At 37.5% G+C, this 17,617-nt stretch carries 19 protein-coding genes; 7 read left to right on the top strand and 12 right to left on the bottom strand.

Translation table 11 applies throughout. From position 1 onward, the window contains the following. Positions 1–603: EAL domain-containing protein (locus H1P_RS09350; protein ID WP_144866518.1), on the top strand; the 603-nt coding region annotated here is incomplete at its 5' end. Between the two features lie 303 nt (positions 604–906). Here H1P_RS09350 and H1P_RS09345 read toward each other — a convergent pair. Further along, on the bottom strand, positions 907–2,175 hold the full coding sequence (locus H1P_RS09345) for a bifunctional folylpolyglutamate synthase/dihydrofolate synthase (RefSeq protein ID WP_144866516.1): 1,269 nt from the start codon (positions 2,173–2,175) through the stop codon (positions 907–909). A gap of 197 nt (positions 2,176–2,372) precedes the next feature. Here H1P_RS09345 and H1P_RS09340 point away from each other — a divergent pair, with 197 nt between their 5' ends. Next, complete coding sequence (locus tag H1P_RS09340) at positions 2,373–4,127, top strand: FG-GAP repeat protein (RefSeq protein ID WP_144866514.1); 1,755 nt, start codon at positions 2,373–2,375, stop codon at positions 4,125–4,127. Between the two features lie 137 nt (positions 4,128–4,264). Here the strand turns inward: H1P_RS09340 and H1P_RS09335 are convergent, their stop codons facing one another. After that, entirely contained in the window at positions 4,265–4,837 is a 573-nt protein-coding gene (locus tag H1P_RS09335) for a hypothetical protein (protein WP_144866512.1), read from the bottom strand. 140 nt (positions 4,838–4,977) lie between these two features. Between H1P_RS09335 and H1P_RS09330 the strand changes: the two genes are divergently transcribed. Continuing rightward, a complete protein-coding gene (locus H1P_RS09330) occupies positions 4,978–5,529 on the top strand; it encodes a phycobiliprotein lyase (RefSeq protein WP_246141562.1) in 552 nt (183 codons plus the stop codon). 81 nt (positions 5,530–5,610) lie between these two features. On the opposite strand, the gene H1P_RS09325 is transcribed toward H1P_RS09330, so the two are convergent. The 4 genes from H1P_RS09325 to H1P_RS09310 all read right to left on the bottom strand — a co-directional run bounded on the left by H1P_RS09325 (position 5,611) and on the right by H1P_RS09310 (position 8,424). After that, positions 5,611–6,924: an S-layer homology domain-containing protein gene (locus H1P_RS09325; RefSeq protein ID WP_144866510.1), complete on the bottom strand. Its 1,314-nt coding sequence runs from the start codon at positions 6,922–6,924 to the stop codon at positions 5,611–5,613. Positions 6,925–7,049: 125 nt separating this feature from the next. Further along, complete coding sequence (locus H1P_RS09320; protein WP_144866508.1) at positions 7,050–7,442, bottom strand: universal stress protein; 393 nt, start codon at positions 7,440–7,442, stop codon at positions 7,050–7,052. A gap of 193 nt (positions 7,443–7,635) precedes the next feature. Continuing rightward, positions 7,636–7,755 carry a photosystem II protein Y gene (locus H1P_RS09315; protein ID WP_222426995.1) on the bottom strand — a complete coding sequence of 40 codons (120 nt, stop codon included), beginning with the start codon at positions 7,753–7,755 and terminating at the stop codon, positions 7,636–7,638. 126 nt (positions 7,756–7,881) lie between these two features. Then, positions 7,882–8,424: a gamma carbonic anhydrase family protein gene (locus tag H1P_RS09310; RefSeq protein WP_144866506.1), complete on the bottom strand. Its 543-nt coding sequence runs from the start codon at positions 8,422–8,424 to the stop codon at positions 7,882–7,884. A 95-nt stretch (positions 8,425–8,519) separates the two neighbouring features. Here H1P_RS09310 and H1P_RS09305 point away from each other — a divergent pair, with 95 nt between their 5' ends. Beyond that, entirely contained in the window at positions 8,520–9,026 is a 507-nt protein-coding gene (locus H1P_RS09305) for a TIGR02652 family protein (protein WP_144866504.1), read from the top strand. Beyond that, on the top strand, positions 9,026–9,469 hold the full coding sequence (locus H1P_RS09300) for a VOC family protein (RefSeq protein ID WP_144866502.1): 444 nt from the start codon (positions 9,026–9,028) through the stop codon (positions 9,467–9,469). The genes H1P_RS09305 and H1P_RS09300 overlap by 1 nt, the downstream gene beginning before the upstream one ends. A gap of 41 nt (positions 9,470–9,510) precedes the next feature. Here the strand turns inward: H1P_RS09300 and H1P_RS09295 are convergent, their stop codons facing one another. After that, positions 9,511–10,191, bottom strand: coding sequence for a chromophore lyase CpcT/CpeT (locus H1P_RS09295; protein ID WP_222426994.1), 681 nt, complete (start codon positions 10,189–10,191; stop codon positions 9,511–9,513). Between the two features lie 56 nt (positions 10,192–10,247). On the opposite strand from H1P_RS09295, the gene H1P_RS09290 reads away from it, so the two are divergent. Next, positions 10,248–11,720, top strand: coding sequence for a folate/biopterin family MFS transporter (locus tag H1P_RS09290; RefSeq protein WP_144866500.1), 1,473 nt, complete (start codon positions 10,248–10,250; stop codon positions 11,718–11,720). Positions 11,721–11,843: 123 nt separating this feature from the next. Further along, on the top strand, positions 11,844–12,509 hold the full coding sequence (gene tenA, locus H1P_RS09285; protein ID WP_186375903.1) for a thiaminase II: 666 nt from the start codon (positions 11,844–11,846) through the stop codon (positions 12,507–12,509). A 547-nt stretch (positions 12,510–13,056) separates the two neighbouring features. Here tenA and H1P_RS09280 read toward each other — a convergent pair. The 5 genes from H1P_RS09280 to H1P_RS09260 form a co-directional block, all read right to left on the bottom strand. After that, positions 13,057–13,671 (bottom strand): hypothetical protein, encoded by a 615-nt coding sequence (locus H1P_RS09280; RefSeq protein ID WP_144866495.1) that lies wholly within the window; start codon positions 13,669–13,671, stop codon positions 13,057–13,059. A 206-nt stretch (positions 13,672–13,877) separates the two neighbouring features. Then, positions 13,878–14,528: a Tll0287-like domain-containing protein gene (locus H1P_RS09275; protein ID WP_144866491.1), complete on the bottom strand. Its 651-nt coding sequence runs from the start codon at positions 14,526–14,528 to the stop codon at positions 13,878–13,880. A gap of 75 nt (positions 14,529–14,603) precedes the next feature. Continuing rightward, positions 14,604–15,461 carry a cytochrome c3 family protein gene (locus H1P_RS09270; protein ID WP_246141560.1) on the bottom strand — a complete coding sequence of 286 codons (858 nt, stop codon included), beginning with the start codon at positions 15,459–15,461 and terminating at the stop codon, positions 14,604–14,606. After that, complete coding sequence (locus H1P_RS09265) at positions 15,461–16,090, bottom strand: cytochrome c3 family protein (RefSeq protein WP_246141559.1); 630 nt, start codon at positions 16,088–16,090, stop codon at positions 15,461–15,463. Before H1P_RS09265 ends, H1P_RS09270 begins: the two co-directional genes overlap by 1 nt. A 33-nt stretch (positions 16,091–16,123) precedes the next feature. After that, positions 16,124–17,185, bottom strand: coding sequence for a globin family protein (locus tag H1P_RS09260; RefSeq protein ID WP_144866489.1), 1,062 nt, complete (start codon positions 17,183–17,185; stop codon positions 16,124–16,126). Between the last annotated feature and the right edge of the window lie 432 nt (positions 17,186–17,617).

Genomic DNA, 17,617 nt, shown 5'->3' with positions numbered 1-17,617 from the left:
ATGGCATTTATTCCCGCAGCAGAACGTTATGATTTAATGCCTACTATAGATCGTTGGGTAATTAGTAAATTTCTTGATAGCTATCAAAACTATTGTCAATTAAACAAGACATCGAAATTTTGTGACACAATTTATACAATAAACCTATCTGGAGCTAGTATTAATAGCGATCAATTCTTTGTATTTCTCAAAGAACAATTTGCTTTTCATAATGTTGCTCCTGAGAAAATTTGTTTTGAAATTACGGAAACTGCTGCAATTAATAATTTAAGTAAAGCAGCTAGATTTATTAGTGAAATTAAAGAGTTGGGTTGTTCTTTTGCTCTGGATGATTTTGGTAGCGGAATGAGTTCTTTAAACTATTTAAAAAATCTTCCTGTAGACTACCTGAAAATTGATGGTAATTTTGTCAAAAATATTGTTAACGATCCTATAGATCGGGCAACGGTTGAATGTTTTAATCGTATTGGGGAAGTTATGAATATTCAAACGATCGCTGAATTTGTGGAAAATGATGATATCATCGCTCAGTTAAAAGAAATTGGGGTTAATTACGCTCAAGGTTACGGGATTGATAAACCAGCACCTCTTTGTTTTCAGTAATTCAGTTATCAGTTATCAGCTAATAACTTTTCTTCTTAATATCTGAATTTTTGTTTTTTTTGATTGCAATCAAATCTATAAATAAATGCAATCAAATCTATAAATAAATTAGAATAGTATATCGATTATTCACAATAACTTAATGAAAGACAATTTAAGCGATCGCGATGTGGTTCTTAAACTCATAAACTACAAGCTTAAACAAGCGTGAAAAACAGCGAAAGTCTTCTTCGCTAAATTCACCAAGATTTACCTTAGACAAATGAAAATTGCTATGAGATAATTGATTTTTTTAAGAGATAATTATCTTTTTAAATCGTTTTCATGTCTAAAAAAGTAACCAATAAGATAAAGAGAACCACAAAACACAATTAATTTCTCTTGATTATCTGTTTCTTGAGTAATATTTTTTAAAGCAGTCAATAAATCTGTTTCTGTTTGGCATTTTTCTAGATTGGGACAAACTTGTAAAGCCAATTGTGCTAAATCTTGAGTCTCAGCACTACTATGATCTGGCACTGGCACTAGGTATAATCGATCTCCAGGGCGTAATAAAGCTTGAAAAATATCCTGATGATCTTTAGTCGAAAGCATTCCCATCAACCAGGTTACAGGCTGTTTCAGGGTATCTACATATTGTCGTAAAAACTTAGCTGCTGCTGGATTATGCGCTCCATCAATGAGCATCTTGTAACCGCGCCAGCTTGACCACTGTATTCTACCCTGCCATTGAGTTTTTGCCATACCCTCTATAATTGCTTGGGTATTGATTTGCCAGCCTTGTTGTTGTAATATTTGGAAAGTTGCGATCGCAATTGCCGAGTTGTTTAATTGCATCTCCCCTAATAAGGGTAAAGGATAGTCAATATCTTGGTATCGCGCCCATCTGCGATCGCCCTGAGATTCAATTTCCACTGCTGGTTTAACCCAGATTGCAGGACAATTTAACTCGGTAATTTTTGCTTGAACAACGACTGCTGCTTCGTGAGGTAGAGAGCCAATAATAGCAGGACAATCTTTTTTTAAGACACCCGCCTTTTCTTGAGCAATTTTCCCTACTGTAGGGCCGAGACGTTGCCAATGTTCTTTACTCAAAGATACTATAATACTAGCCAAAGGGCGATCGCAAACATTAGTGGCATCCAATCTACCCCCTAAACCCACCTCCATCACCGCTACATCTACCCGTGATTGCGCGAAATAAAGCCATGCTGCTGCGGTAATTACCTCAAATTGAGTAGGGGTATCTTTAGCTAGGCTAGCGTTAGCAATGACCTCTTTTAATACGGCAATGAGAGCATCTTCTGCGATCGATTGTTCATTAAGAGTAATTCTTTCCGTCCAATCTACCAAATGAGGAGAGGTATAACGTCCTACTCGATACCCTGCTTCAGTTAATACCGAAGATAAGTAAGCACATACCGAACCTTTACCATTAGTGCCTGCTACATGGACAATCGGAACACGATGATGGGGATTTCCTAAGTCGGTTAACAATTGCTCAATTCGTTTTAGACCTAAATTAACGCCAAAACGTTGAAAAGGCTTTAAAAGAGAATTAACAGTGGTCATTACGCGATCCCAATTTACCAATAAAATTAAAATTAAAATTCACAAAATATCTCTTTAAAAAATATTTGGAACTTTGTAAAGCTAGAATAGCTCAGAATAACCATGCTGACGAAACAGAAAATTTCAGTTAATTTACTATTGGGACTTAATATCAAACTAAATTTTTTTTTATTAACTAAACTAGCATTGTCAAAACTATGACTAATATCAATGTATCCGTATTAAACGGACGTAACGGTTTTCTTATTCAGGGTGTATCTCCAGATGGGCGTTTAGGAGACGCTGTGAGTAGTGCAGGAGATATTAATGGGGATGGTCTTGCAGATATTCTAGTCGGTGCTAGAGACGTAGATATTACTGGTAGCAACAATGAAGGACAAGTCTCAATAATTTTTGGTAGCAACGAAGATTTTGCCAGTCGTGTTGCAGTTTCAGACCTTGATGAAAGTAGTGGCTTTAACATCAATGGTATTAGCGATCAACAACGCTTAGGAGACGCTGTAAGTAATGCAGGGGATATTAATGGTGATGGTACTGACGATCTGATTATCGGTGCTGACGGTACTGCTAATAACCGAGGAAGTAGCTACGTTGTTTTTGGTAACCCTTCTATTGGTAGTGGAGTCGATTTAAACGCTTTAGATGGCACAAACGGCTTTATAGTGAACGGGATTAGCGAAGGAGATCGCCTTGGTGGTGCAGTTAGCGATGCAGGGGACTTAAATGGTGATGGCATTGCTGATGTCGTAATCGGTGCTAACTTTGTTGATGCTAATGGCATTGAAGATGCTGGAGCAAGCTATGTGATTTTTGGTAGAGATGGGGGAGGATTTACCGAAAATATAGACTTAACTACTTTAGATGGTACTAATGGCTTGGTCATTAATGGAATTAGCCCTGACGATTTTTCAGGATTCTCCGTTAGTAGCGCAGGAGATCTTAATGGTGATGGCGTAGACGATCTCTTGATTGGTGCTAACCGTGCCGATCCCAATGCAGGAGAGAATGCAGGAACAACTTATGTTGTCTTCGGTCAAGCTGGAGGATTTGCTGCTGGTGAACTCGATCTTGCTAATTTGGGTTCTAATGGTATTACTATTGATGGGGTTGCTGCGGGAGATTCTTCTGGAGCTTCAATATCAGCCCTAGGAGATGTCAATGGTGATGGTAGAAATGATATTGGTATTGGCGCACCTGTTGCTGATGTAGGCAATGACAATGCAGGACAAGGATATGTTGTTTTTGGGACAGAAAACGGCTTTCCAGAAACCTCTTTGTCTCTGTCTAGTCTTGATGGTAGCAATGGGTTTACTGTCAATGGTGTTGGAGTTGACGATCAATTAGGTACTTCGATCTCTGCTGCGGGAGACATGAATAATGATGGCGTAGATGATTTCGTAGTTAGTGCTGTTGGTACTGGAAATAATCGAGGAACTAGCTATGTTGTTTTTGGTCAAGAATCAGGAGAAGCTTTTGCTCCCACTCTCAATTTAGCCGACCTCAATATTAATCAAGGCTTTGCTATTGATGGAATTACTGGTAGTCAAGACTTAACAATTGCCGATCGCTCTGGAGAATCTGTTAGCAATCTAGGAGATGTTAATGGTGATGGTCTTGACGATCTTTTAGTTGGTGCGCCTCAAGCTAATAATTTTCCAGTGGGTCAGTCCGATGCAATCCGTGATGCAGGGGAAGCTTATGTGGTTTTTGGTCGCATTGAAAATTTAGGAGATGTTGATAATGATGGTGCTTACACTAACGCGGATGCTTACGGAATTTCTCGTGCAGCAGCAGGTTTAATCACTGAGTTTCAAGCCTATGAGGGTATCGATCCTTTATTGGTGGCTGATGTTAATAGTGATGGTGTGATTTCTGCTTTAGATTCGGCGATCGTTTATAGTGCTGCTAACGATGGTACTTCTAACTTTATTTTGCCCGATATTAACGGCTAGGTTCGTTAACATAATTATCAGAATTGTAGAGAGGCGTTTTTTTGAAACGTCCCTACAAGATTTTGGGGTTTTGCTAACAACATGAAACTAATCTTTTGCTGATTACCATATGAGATTAGAGATATTTTCATTCAGAATTATTCAGGATTACTTACTAAAACTAAAGGAAATATTTCTCCTTCAGGAACAGCAACGATACTCGCGATAATTTTTTCTTTTAAAAAATTAGCAACTAATTGATTGACAACCCTAATTTCTAAAATAGAATTGTAACGATAAACAATTTCATAAATACGTTGTTTTTTATCTACTGTTATTACTTTTTTAAGTGGCTTATCTTTTGTCTCAGATTTGAATTCATAAATTAATTCTTGTTCTCTATCTTCCACTTTTTTTGATTCTGCACCTTGAGTAATTCTAACTTTTTTTTGTTTTTTCTTAATCCAGAAATCAGGAGGAAAACTTTTTGTGTCCGTCGGAATTGGAAGTTCATTAGCTTGTCGCCAATAGCCTCGATAAATTAAACTTTTAGGGTTTTGATAAAGCTTAAAACTAGGTAAACTAGGAATATATAAAGAAGAAAAATCTCCTTCTTTTTTGACTTGAAAACATCCCCAATCTTTTTCTTGCTTTTCTATAAGCTTGCTAATCGCTAATGATAAAGAAATGTATTCGGCGACTAAATCTCTAGTTTTTTCTTGATAGATCATTGAATAAATAATAATAAAGGGGAATTATCCTACAGCCACAGCATTGTATACATAGCGTCTATAATTCTATACAATTTTTCAGTAGACAACAGAGTCTTTTTGTTTAATCAAAATTATTGCTCAGAAAAATAGATACTACTATGACTGAAACTGCAACCCAGATGGATATCAAAACTTTTTTAAATCTTTGTTCGGGTAACTGGTTTAGCCAACGCACTAATTACAGCTTAGGTGGCGAAAAAACCGAAAGTGGCAAAGCAGACTTAAATATTGCGACGATTCCTCCTGAAGACTCCAAAATTACTCAACTTTGTCAACAATATCGCATTGACCCTAAACAAAGTTTAGGCGGTTTATCATACAGTTGGGATACTTCTGTAGACTGGGGAAAACCTAAACAGCAAGGTTCTTCTTTGATCGTTTTTGTTTCTGATGGTGATGATACTACTACAGGGAAATTATTAACTAATGTAACTCCCAAGGCTGTCGCAAAAGCTTCTGGTATTTATGTTATTGGTCAAGATGAGGCTTTGACTTTAACCATAGAGACAGAAGAAATTGGTGTAGAAGAACGCATCTGGTTTGCTAGCAATAATCTAAGATTACGTACTACTGTGATTAAAAATTCTACAGGAATTACTAATACCTCCTTCTATTCAGAAATTCGCAAAGCACCACCAAAAGAAGGATAGATAAAGGATGAAGGATGAAGGATAAGGGCTAAGGAATGAAATAATACTCACTCCTTACTTCTTATTTCTTAATTTATGAATTTATGGATTTGGCACAATATAAGAAGAATCTATTCCCTCTACTCGATCCATTTGCTCCAAAGTCTGATAAATCATCGCTGCAACTTCAGCGCGGGTTGCTGGTTCTTGAGGGTTGAGAGACTGTAAATCAAAATCAGGACGATTAACTACTAAACCCGCTTCGGTAGCAGCAGCTACTTGGCTGATTGCCCATTTAGGTATTCGATCGCGATCGCTAAAGTCTCGTAGAATAAATAAAGGATCGCCAGATGGTTCTAATCCTAAACCAGTAGCTAAAGCAACTAATACCTGATATCGGGTAATATTTACTGCGGGACGAAATTCGTCATCAGAATAGCCTTTCATAAAACCAATTCCTACGGCTTTATCAATATCTTCGGCAATAACATTACCATCATCGATATCTTGGAAATCTTTGCTGTCTATAGTTTGTTGTCGATCGAAGGCTTGACTGATTAAAGTTGCCATTCCCGCTCTAGTAATTAAATCATCGGGTTCAAAATTGTTGTCTGAGGTGGCTGCAACTAATTGCTGTTCTCCTAATTCTTGAATGAATGGATACGCCCAATGTGTATCTGTTACGTCTGTAAAAGAAACTACCGTTTCGGTTTCTGGTGGAGTAGTTTCTGGTGTAGTAGCTTCTGGCTCGGTTTTTGGTGGAGTAGTTTCTGGAGCAGTGGTTTCTGGAGCGGTAGCTTCTGGCTCGGTTTCTGGTGGAGTAGTTTCTGGAGCAGTGGTTTCTGGAGCGGTAGCTTCTGGCTCGGTTTCTGGTGGAGTAGTTTCTGGTCTAGTTATTTCTGGTCTAGTTATTTCTGGTGGAGTAGTTTCTGGTGGAGTAGTTTCTGGTGGAGTAGTTTCTGGTCTAGTTATTTCTGGTCTAGTAGCACCAATTAAAGGCACAGCAACAATTAAAGAATTTTTCAGTCCTTGGTTATCAGCACTACTTTCTGCGCTATAGAGAGCGTCACTAAAAAAAGATGGTGGTGATAAAGCAAAGGTTTCTTCCTCAAAAGTTCTTAACTGAGTATCTGTAGTTTCTAAATTGTCTGCTGTTGTAAATACTTCCCTATCTATATTTTGATCATTTTCTAAGATATCTCCTGAACGAGCAAAAATTTTATTCCACCGAGTAGATAAAAAACTATGTTCTCTAAAACCTAAAGACCAGAAAAGAATTGCTCCAATAGTACCAAAGGCGACGATAATAGCAATCCATTCATCCATAGTTTCTTGACGAACTCGATTACGAGTTTGCAGACGTATTCGTTGCTCATCTGATGAAGGTGGGGGATTTTGGGGTGATGAATTAGTCATACCAAATACAGATAGCTAGACAACAGGTAGTACAGAAATTAAACCATAAGCTAGTTTGATTCCCAAAGAATATTTGAAATCTTTAGTTTTACTGTCCAGATTGTATGTATAAATTGCCACAAATGTTAGGGAACAATCATTACTGGACAGGGAGCAAGATCGATCGCTCTATGAGCGACACTTTCGTTGGGATTTTCTTGAGCTAAACCTAAACCGCGAGAACCCATGATAATTAAATCCGCATTAATTTCATCAGCCACATCACAGATAGTAAAAGAGGGAATTCCTTCTTTTTCGAGAATTTCTGCGGTAATTCCCTGCTCTCCAAACAAAGCTTTTGCTCCTTGAAGCAGTTTGGCTACTTCTGGTTCAGAATTCATGTCATTATCTGGTTTGGCTTCAACAACCGAAAGTAAAACTAGACGGCTGTTGTAAGTCTTTACAATATTACTAACTACCTCTGCTGCTTCTCTGGCTTCTCGACTGCGATCTACGGGAAAAAGAACAGTGTTAAACATATTTTTATTGTTTCCTCCTGAGTAATGAACCTTTAAGAGAACGCAAGAATCTTAACTCTAGAATCTTGATTCTCAATGATTTTGTTAACAGATGTTCACAGTAAACTTAAAAACCGACTCCTACTATAGTGAGCAAGAATCGGCTGATGATTATTTAAAAATAATTTTTTTGTAATTACTTTCGGTCTATGGTTTAGGCTTCTCTACCCAGATAATTTTGTAATTGTCTCAGAGCAGCAGCACCAATGTTAAATAAAGCCCATCCAGCAGCGATCGCCAAAGGTCCAAGAACGAGTACAAGACGAAAATCCATAGTTATTCTTCCTCTCAATTTTTAAATTTATCCTAAAAAATAACAAAATCTTAATGTTTTGTCGATCCAAATTTACCATGGAAATAACCCTAGATTACTTCCTAATTTCATCTGGTCTATAGTCTTTTATTGTGACACAAATCCGAGATCGTGTCCCTGTCCTGCATGAACTAAAGCTAGCTTATGGTAACGTTGAGCGTGTTCGATTAATTCCGCTACTCCCTCATCAGTAATTGCTCTGACTTTTCTGGCGGGAACTCCTACCATCAGCGATCGCGATTCGACATCTTTTGTTACAATACATCCTGCGCCGATAATGCTTCCTGCGCCTACTCTAACCCCATCTAAAACCACCGCACCAATGCCAATTAAACAGCCTGTTTCAATGTGAGCGGAATGGACTACAGCACGATGACCAATAGTTACATAATCTTCTAATATAGTGGGCTTTCCTGGGTCGCCGTGTAAAATTGCACCATCTTGAACATTACTGTATTTACCAATAATAATTTTTTCGACATCTCCCCTAACCACTGCACTGTACCAGATATTTGCTCCTTCTTGAATCGTAACTCTGCCCATAACCACAGCATTACTAGCGATAAAGGCTGCTTGAGAAACATCTACAGGTTGCCAAAAGGAGGTAGTAGGTATCAAAGATTTGTTCATAGCGATCGCAAAGTCTGTAAATAATCGGTATTATTTAATTAAATCTCTAACAATATTGGACGATAGTTATTAAGCTAAAAGAAACACTTTTAAAAATGAATCTCAGTTTACAGTATCCTATATTTGGTTCAGAAATCAGTTGTCCCCACTGTCGTCAAACAATTCCTGCATTGACTTTGACGGATACCTATCTTTGTCCCCGTCACGGAGCGTTTGAGGCTGACCCCAAAACAGAAGAATTGGTGCATTTACCCTCTGGAAGATGCTGGCGACGCTGGGATAACAAATGGTATCGTCAACATACCCATCCTGACGGGATTCGTTTTGAAATTCATGAAGCTTTAGATCGGCTTTATACAGAAGGTTTTCGAGCAACTCAAGTAACTATTGCTAGTCGTTACAAAGATTTAGTAAGTTCTTATCTAGAGCGCAGTCATCCTTGGCAAGAGGAAGGAACAGTTAAAACTCCCAGATTGTATGGATTACCCGTATCATTTAGTCCCGATTCTGAAGAAGAATCTTGTTGGGAAGTAATCAATTTTGCCCTGGATAAAGAGCCTGGAGTTCCCCGTCATTACCCCTATCGTTTTTTATTTGAATAATGCATCACGCTTCGATTCGTACCGCTAATATTCATAGAGCGATCGCATTCTATGAGTTACTGGATTTTACCGTTGATGAACGTTTTACCACAGGTTATACTCTAGCCTGTTGGATGACAGGAGTAAACGGTAGAATCGAGCTTATTCAAATACCAGAACCTAAACCAGCCCCCGATGCTTTTAACGATGAGCATTATGTGGGGTATTATCATCTTTCTTTCGATCTTACAGAGATTACCCCCGATTTGCCCTCTTGGTTAGCTGATTTTCGAGCCAAATACACCGCAGCAATGGCAGATAATCCTAACTTAGATCTTCCCCTCAAAGTATTGTTAGAACCTACTCAACAAGCGATCGGCGATCGTGTTTATGAAGTAGCTTTTATTGCTGATACTGATAATTTACCCCTCGAATTTATTAGAGTTCAAGCAACAATTAATTAGTTTATTGTCTAAAATTGTCGGGTTAATTCATGAATCGATCCCTATCTACGAAACTGATAAGCTCGATCTTTAGCACCCCATACTTGGTTACCCCACTCATCAAAACCCCGATCCCAGGTATCCATACCATCTTGATGCAAAATGATCTGGTTGGTGATCTTTACTGCACCCCGAACCTGAGCGGGACAGCCTCCTGATTGCGTTTTACCAGCATAAATACTTAAAAAAGGCTTGAGAGTTACAGTACAGATTAATTCTCCTAATTGTGTTTGTGATGCGGTTCTGGTTTCAGAGTTACAAAAATTAGTCCACTGTTCTAAATTGCTTGGCTTGTAAGAATGAGAGTACACCAAATTATTCGCTTCTTCCGATGTTGTAATTTCTAAAAATCTTTGACGATAAGGTCGATCCAATCTTCCGACAATTCCTTGCTCTTGGTACAAAAATACTGAATTAGCCTGATCGTTTTCTGGAACATTAACTTGGCAAGTAGTCATCTGTACCTGAATTTTTGGCTTTTCTGCTACTTGCACAGATGCTGTCATGATTCCTTGCAAATGCTCTACCACTGCATCAAGATGATTAACTGGTAAAGCTACAACCATGGTTGTTATAAAACCACTAGCTACACCACTAGCCACAGAAAATAGTATTTGAGAAATAGAGAGAGATAATCTTTTACGTCCTAAAAATAAAGCTTTCTGACGAAAGAGAGAAGTCATAATAAGTAAGATTGCTTATGATAAATAGATAAGATTACAAAACTTAAAGATATTTCATGGCTGTATCCTCCGTTGAACTAAAAGATTTTAAAAAACTACTACAAGAGAAAGTTTTATTTGGAAACGAACCAACTCCAGAATTACTCGCAATTCTCACCGTTTATTTTGTTCAAGGGATTTTAGGATTAGCCCGTTTAGCAGTCAGCTTTTTTCTGAAAGACAATATTGGATTGACTCCTGCTGAAGTAGCAGCACTGACAGGAATTTCTTCGATACCTTGGATAATTAAACCTGTCTTTGGTTTTCTCTCTGATGGGATACCCATTTTTGGCTATCGTAGACGACCCTATCTCATCTTATCAGGCTTTTTAGGCACATTATCCTGGTTAGCTTTAGCATTTATCGTAGATAGTAGTTTAACCGCTACCATTGCCATTTTAATAACATCTCTTTCTGTTGCCATTAGCGACGTTATTGTAGATTCTTTGGTAGTAGCTAGAGCTAGAGAAGAATCCGTCGGACAAGCTGGCTCTTTACAATCTCTCTGTTGGGGTTTTTCTGCATTGGGAGGTTTGATAACGGCTTATTTAAGTGGTTGGCTACTAGAGCATCTCAGTATTAGTATTGTTTTTGAAATTACGGCTACTTTCCCTTTATTGGTATCTGCGGTTGCTTGGTTAATTGCTGAAGAAAAAATCTCCGCCACCGAAAAACAAGCAGAAACATCTCAATCTGTAGTTAGCAATCAAATAACTCAACTCTGGAATGCTGTAAAACAAAAATCAATTTGGCTACCTGCACTCTTTCTTTTTATATGGCAAGCTACCCCTAATGCAGAATCAGCTTTTTTCTTCTTTACTACCAACGAATTAGGATTTGAACCAGAATTTTTAGGAAGAGTTCGTTTAGTTAGTAGCTTGGCTTCCTTAGCAGGTATCTTTATTTTTCAGAAATATCTTAAACAAGTTCCCTTTCGTAAAATCTTGGGCTGGAGTACAGTGATTGCTGCTGGATTAGGTATGACAACTCTTTTACTGGTAACTCACGCTAACCGAGCCTTGGGCATCGACGATCGCTTGTTTAGTTTGGGTGATAGCCTCATTTTAACAGTTATGGGACAAATTACCTGGATGCCAGTATTAGTTTTATCCGCTCGTTTATGTCCTAAAGGTGTGGAAGCAACTCTGTTCGCGCTGTTAATGTCTATCTGGAATTTATCTTTATTGTTATCAAATGAATTTGGTGCTTTGTTAACTTCTGCTTTAGGCATTACCGAAACTAATTTTGATCGACTCTGGTTGTTAGTAATTATCACAAATCTTTCTACTCTTTTACCCCTATTTTTTATTGGTTGGCTACCAGAAAAAGATCCTCAATCATCAGAAGAAGCAAATGTTTCCGATACCATGCTTTCTCCTGGTGAAGCAGCACCCCATCGTTTAGTAGGCTCTGTTATAGAATCATCTTTAATGCCCGATCTTGTCCCAGAGTTTATTATTAACAAATCATCTCAAAAAGATAGCGATTAGTTGTTAATTAAAGTGTCGGGTGGGCAATACTAATCTTTTTTTTAAGCCTTAACTTTTGCTACTCTTGTTATAATTAGCGATCGCCAAAAAGCAGAAATCCTGTACTATAGAAACTAAGATATTATGCAATTTTCGATTCAAGCTTGGAAAAACATTGAAAATATCTACCAAGCTATCTTAGAAATGCCTTTTGTTAAAGAACTTGAATCAGGTTCTTTGGATAAACAAATATTTCAACACTACATAATTCAAGATGGCATTTATCTTGGTGAATTTGCTCGCGTTTTAGCTATTATCTCAGCTAAAGCACCACAACCAGATACACAATTAAAGTTTGCTAACAGTGTTAGAGAAGCTATTGTGGTGGAACGTCTTTTACATGAAAACTTCTTTGTCGAATTTGGCATTAAAGCCCAAGACGCTTTAGCAACGAATCCCTCTCCTACTTGTTTAAATTACACAAATTTTTTAATTGCTACTGCTTATCAATATAATTTTGCTATTACAGTAGCTGCGGTTTTACCCTGCTTTTGGATTTATTTAGAAGTAGGAAAACATATTTATCAAACAGCAAGTGCCAAGGCTAATTCTTATCAAAAATGGATTGATACTTATATCGATGCTGATTTTGAAGCTTCAGTTAATTATGTTATTCAAGTAGCAGATCGAGAAGCAGAAAAAGCTTCAGTTAAAGAACTCGAATTAATGAATCAAGTTTTCTACCGCGCATCGCAATTTGAATGGATGTTCTGGGATAGTGCTTATCAACTAGAGAAATGGAAGATTTAAACTGCTTAACCGCTTTCAAATTTAACCCTGTAGTTTTTAAAATGATTATTCGAGGAATTAGAAATTAGGGATTAAAAGTTAAGCAATTAGTTAATTCTTGATAGTTTGATTTTGTATAGTTTTTGCTCAAACTGTCTTTATGATAGATAATTACCTAAACAAAATTAATTGATTTGAAAAATAAGTATTTGGGCATAATTATTTACACACTCATAATTGACGAGTGAACCTGCTGCCCTAAAGGATACACCGAAGGGATAAGGTTTCTTCGTGCTGTCGGAACGCCCTAAAGGACTCCTAAAGGATACCGCTCCGCATATAGCTTCCCTAAAGGAATTCCTTCGGGGCGCGCGTCGCGCGAGTCTTGACTCTTGCCTATCTCCACGCTCGTAATTTATTTTGCACGGGTACTTACGGCGGTTTGCATTTTAATATAGAACAATATTAGTCCGCAGATAAACACAGATGGACACAGATAGATTAATTGGTTTTCCCGATAATCCAATTGATAAATGTCCTTGTTTGTTATGCAATGTACTTAATGAAGTTACTGATAATAATAAGCTAAAAATATATGAAATGCTAGCATTACAAAAAACATGGCAACTAAAATAATGTGAGTACCCAACCAAAAACTTCTTAAGTTACGAATTAGGGTACTTTTAGAAATACCTGGGATAGCTTTTTCTTGAACATTTTTATTTGGTAGCCAGCTAAAAAATCTTCTTTGAGGAGATTCTACAACGCCTGTCTCTGCGGTCACTCCTACTAATGCGGATAGGCTAACAGCAAAAAATATCGATAAGAAAATAGCATTAAAATTTAAACCGTTAAGTCCAATGGTATGGACTAATACTATTGCTAACAAGCCAACACCTAAAAAGATATGAAGTTTGCGCCACAACTTAATTGAACCAGGTATTTTGATTTTTATAATCCAGCCTCTACCTCTTTTTCTAGCAACTAAAACCATTTCTAAAATTACAAAAACTAGAGAAATATAACCTGTAATTTGTTTATAAAGATTACCTTTAATAAATAATAAAAAATCAAATGATTGTTCCCTAATGATTGGTTCGTACAAGTGACTAACAGCAAAAGGAGCAAGAATTGCTGCGGAAAGAAATACTAATATTATTAAAGTAGTAAATTTAGGTTTCATAACAATCTTTGAAATAAGAAAAGGCGAGCATGAATAGTCAGTTATTAGTTACCAGTTACTTCTAAATAAAATTTAGAAGCTAGAAACAAAAGATATATTCAATATATTTTTTATCTATATTTTTTATCTATTTATTGCTTCTTCGATCGGGAATTCTTAAACTAATAGTTGATAAATTGCTCACCTTAAGCAAGGAAATAAATAGACTATGATTGATCTACAGGTAGATTGATAATAATGCCACCCATAACATCATCCATTGTAAATTTCTTATCGGGATAACGTTCTAAATGAACGGGGTGAGTATTGTGACAAGTTACACAAGCTTCTGCCACTGCTTTATCTGGATAAACAGCAGAATAATAGGTTTGCCCACCGATTTCTTGATAGTCTTTGTAAGGTTCACCAGTTTGATTGACTTCTTCCATTGCCTTTTGTTCAAATTCAGTTTGAGGCTTGTGGCTATCGTTAATATTCCAAGTGGAAATTAGACCATAAGTAAATTCAGTAGTGTTTTCTAAAGCTACTTCTGAACCTAAACGGAACATTTGTGCGGGAAGAGGTACACCACCTGTTTCTTGCCAACCTTCAGTAGCTTCTGCATCGACTACTCCTTCAGGTTTTTCTTTTCCTTCTAATTTGGTGAGGCGGTTAACTACGTGTTTAGTGTATGCGGTACGATCTGCTAGTAATACAGTGTGGATGTAGTCTACTACTTTTTCAGGCGCAATGCCCACTTCTGTGGTAGATTGAGTTGTGCCACTACCACTACAAGCGATCGCTGTAAAAGCGACAGTGACGGCTACAGCAATTAAGCCAATTGTTCGAGTTTTTATCGTACGAATGATATTTTTCATTATTAGGATGATCTTAGTTTTAAAGGATTGAGTGATGTTGAATAATCAAAAAACCTAGTTGCAGCTAGGGTTCGATCATTCAGTTTTGCTCGATCTTTTCTTCTCTAATGCTCTTACCAGTTCAAAGGTTTGCATCTTTTGAGTGGGGGGATGAGCAAAGTTAGCTTCGACTATCTCATCATCGAAGATACTGTTGTAGGCGTGTTCTACACCGTGACAATTCAGACAAACTTCTTTGACCATGCGATCGCGTGGTAGTAAAGTGTAAGTATTATTGTGATTGACTAAAACTGTTTCGCCGACTATCGTTCTGGGTAAGTGACAGGTAGCACAGGTAACAGCTCGTTCGTTGGGACGGGGTAAAGTACTAAGGTTTTTTATTATTCCCCCATGGGGAGAATTTTGATAATTCAGAGAATGATTGTCATTGTGACAAGTCAAACAAGAATCTGTTGCTGCAACAGCAGTATTTACCGAGTGGACATTATGACAGCTATTACAATTCATTTGTAAATCTTTAGCTGAGTCTTTCATCGGCAAATGAGCCATCGCTGGAGTTAAAGGCGATAAAGATTCTAAAGTACGAATACCATGCTTTCCTAGTAGAAAAGTTTCTACAGAGTTTTCATGACAGCTACGACAACTTTCTGCTGTGGGCTTGGCTACTAATTGTTTGGTAGCTTCGTCTTGGTGACAGCTAGAACAGTTAACCTCGGCTAAAGCGTGCGCGCTACTTTGCCACTGCTGCTCAATCTCTTCTAACTGGCTCTGAGTTACTTTGTCAGCTTTCGCCTCTTCCGCTATAAAAAAGCAGTTAATAACGATTAAAAGAACAATTACAAATAAACTAGAAAATAGAGCCTTAATTTGGATTCTTTTCTTGAGAAAGGGTATTTTTCCTGGTTTCTCGCTCCTTAATCCTCGTTTCTTCACTATTTTCCCTCCTTCAGAAATGCTTCAATCAAATCTGCTTCAGGAGGAGTTTGTAACTTGACTTCCACTGTTCTTTCTGGAAGAGCAGGTTCGGGTAAAATCCAAGGTCGATCGAGATTTTTCCGTAAAAACCCCGTCGAAATCGAGCGATGATCGTGGAAATTGTGACAGCCACCAGTCCAACAACCGTCAGGGGTAAAGTCATTATGGCTGGCTAGTTCTCCTTCAATAACTCCCTGATGACAAGCCATACATAAATCTGGCTGGAGATGTACTCCTCTACCAAACATATGAACGTGTTCTTCATGACAAGCGGTACAAGTTAATACATCAAGATTTTCCCGTAACTCCGCCCAACGAGGATCGCGAAATTTCTTTTCACTATGAAAATCAGTAGCCAATTCAGCCTCATGACAACGATTGCACGTTTCGTTAGTTACTGGTTTAAAGCCTTCATGACAAGATTTACAAGAGTTTTCAAACAGAACATGACCGTTAGAAGTTTCTCCAGGGAGAAAGATACTACGCCGATCTACAGCAAAAGCAGCAGAAAACCAAGTAAGTAACAGCACCATTGCCCCAATAATGACGAATTTAGATTGTAATAATTTACCTAGTTGTAAAAGCAAAATCTTACCCAGCCTTACTTACTATCTTGTTGGCTACAGAAAAAGCAGTAGTAGGGCGATAATCCCTATAGCCCCACCGCCGACGAGAGCTAGCAAGCCTGCTTGGGAGTTACTTTCATTGTTAAGAGTTGCACTACCATCAGTTCCGAGACTAGAACCAGAATTTGACTTGGCGATTTCTGGCTCGTTTAAAGAAACATCAGATTGTAGCGCAACTTCTGATGAGGAATAATCAGCCCCATCAAGCATTAGCTCTGTGATTGCACCATAAGCATCTACCCAAGCTTGTTTAACTTGTGGTGTCCAATCTTCTTTTAAATACTGTTCAAAAGTAGTCAACAGAGAACTACCGACTAAAGGATAGTGTTCTGGTAGCGCACCATATTTTACGTGTCTTGCGCCTAACCCTCTTAAAGTGTCGCTTAGAACATCAGGCTTTCTCAGATTGTTTACTACTAAAACCAAAGAATTAAGCAGCATTTTCTTTTGTTTTGCCATATCTAAATGCTCAAACAAAGGCTTGGCTTCTGGATACATAGTAAATAGATTGTTGTAAAAACTATTTACAAATTCATCTACTTGAGGCTTTACTGCTTCAAAACTCGACTCTAATAGCCCTGCTTGTAAACCAGATTTTTCTGGCTCTGGTTCAGTAGCAGCAGGAGTTTTTAAGGCAATTTCTGATGAGGAATAATCAGCCCCATCAAGCATTAATTCTGTGATTGCGCCATAAGCATCTACCCAAGCCTGTTTAACTTGTGGTGTCCAATCTTCTTTTAAATATTGTTCAAAAGTAGTTAAAAGAGAATTACCCACTAAAGGATAGTGTTCTGGTAACGCGCCATACTTAACGTGTCTTGCACCTAATCCTTTTAAAGTGTCGCTTAAAATATCAGGTTGTTTTAAATTTTCAACCACTAAAACCAAAGAAGCTAAAAGCTTTTTTTTCTGTTCTGCCATATTAGAATGGGCAAATAGTGGCTGTGCTTCTGGATAAGTTGTAAATAAATTATTATAAAAACTATTTACAAATTCATCCGCTTGAGGTTTAACAGCCTCAAAACTTTCTTCTAGTAACTCTACTTGTAAAGACATTTTAGATAGGAATCTTTATTCCACCAACAGACTATATACCTTATAGGTCTATTACTATGGTTGAACCGTATCTTTTGTTACTAAAAATGTTTTGGTATCTTGATTTATGGCTTTTAAATCCTTTTTTTGCATCGAAACAATGCAGAAAAATCAAAACAGCAACTATCAATAGTTATAAATCCTGAAACAATAGTAGTTATGTATAACTTATTTGCAAGTTTTTACGAAAAAAGATTCTCTTAAACAGTTAAATTGATTCAAAAGTCTGTACTTCTTACTAAAAAAATGTTTTGATATTGTGACATTTTAGTTTTGTTAGTTGGTGGTGGATAATTACTATTTACTAATAATTCTTCATCCCTTCTGATTTTTGAATCTCTTGGTGGGCGATCGCGATTCGGATATCCATCTGCTCCATATATTAAAGGTGCA

This window comes from Hyella patelloides LEGE 07179 (genome assembly GCF_900659865.1).
GTDB lineage: Bacteria > Cyanobacteriota > Cyanobacteriia > Cyanobacteriales > Xenococcaceae > Hyella > Hyella patelloides.
The sequence above is the reverse complement of the archived record's forward strand: the minus strand, read 5'-3'. Positions and strand labels throughout refer to the sequence as shown.

Bases quoted from the DNA above. Each gene is read 5' to 3' on its own strand.
- H1P_RS09345 (WP_144866516.1), bottom strand. From the start codon at position 2,175: ATGACCACTGTTAATTCTCTTTTAAAGCCTTTTCAACGTTTTGGCGTT.
- H1P_RS09340 (WP_144866514.1), top strand. From the start codon at position 2,373: ATGACTAATATCAATGTATCCGTATTAAACGGACGTAACGGTTTTCTT.
- H1P_RS09335 (WP_144866512.1), bottom strand. From the start codon at position 4,837: ATGATCTATCAAGAAAAAACTAGAGATTTAGTCGCCGAATACATTTCT.
- H1P_RS09330 (WP_246141562.1), top strand. From the start codon at position 4,978: ATGACTGAAACTGCAACCCAGATGGATATCAAAACTTTTTTAAATCTT.
- H1P_RS09325 (WP_144866510.1), bottom strand. From the start codon at position 6,924: ATGACTAATTCATCACCCCAAAATCCCCCACCTTCATCAGATGAGCAA.
- H1P_RS09320 (WP_144866508.1), bottom strand. From the start codon at position 7,442: ATGTTTAACACTGTTCTTTTTCCCGTAGATCGCAGTCGAGAAGCCAGA.
- H1P_RS09315 (WP_222426995.1), bottom strand. From the start codon at position 7,755: ATGGATTTTCGTCTTGTACTCGTTCTTGGACCTTTGGCGATCGCTGCT.
- H1P_RS09310 (WP_144866506.1), bottom strand. From the start codon at position 8,424: ATGAACAAATCTTTGATACCTACTACCTCCTTTTGGCAACCTGTAGAT.
- H1P_RS09305 (WP_144866504.1), top strand. From the start codon at position 8,520: ATGAATCTCAGTTTACAGTATCCTATATTTGGTTCAGAAATCAGTTGT.
- H1P_RS09300 (WP_144866502.1), top strand. From the start codon at position 9,026: ATGCATCACGCTTCGATTCGTACCGCTAATATTCATAGAGCGATCGCA.
- H1P_RS09295 (WP_222426994.1), bottom strand. From the start codon at position 10,191: ATGACTTCTCTCTTTCGTCAGAAAGCTTTATTTTTAGGACGTAAAAGA.
- H1P_RS09290 (WP_144866500.1), top strand. From the start codon at position 10,248: ATGGCTGTATCCTCCGTTGAACTAAAAGATTTTAAAAAACTACTACAA.
- tenA (WP_186375903.1), top strand. From the start codon at position 11,844: ATGCAATTTTCGATTCAAGCTTGGAAAAACATTGAAAATATCTACCAA.
- H1P_RS09280 (WP_144866495.1), bottom strand. From the start codon at position 13,671: ATGAAACCTAAATTTACTACTTTAATAATATTAGTATTTCTTTCCGCA.
- H1P_RS09275 (WP_144866491.1), bottom strand. From the start codon at position 14,528: ATGAAAAATATCATTCGTACGATAAAAACTCGAACAATTGGCTTAATT.
- H1P_RS09260 (WP_144866489.1), bottom strand. From the start codon at position 17,185: ATGTCTTTACAAGTAGAGTTACTAGAAGAAAGTTTTGAGGCTGTTAAA.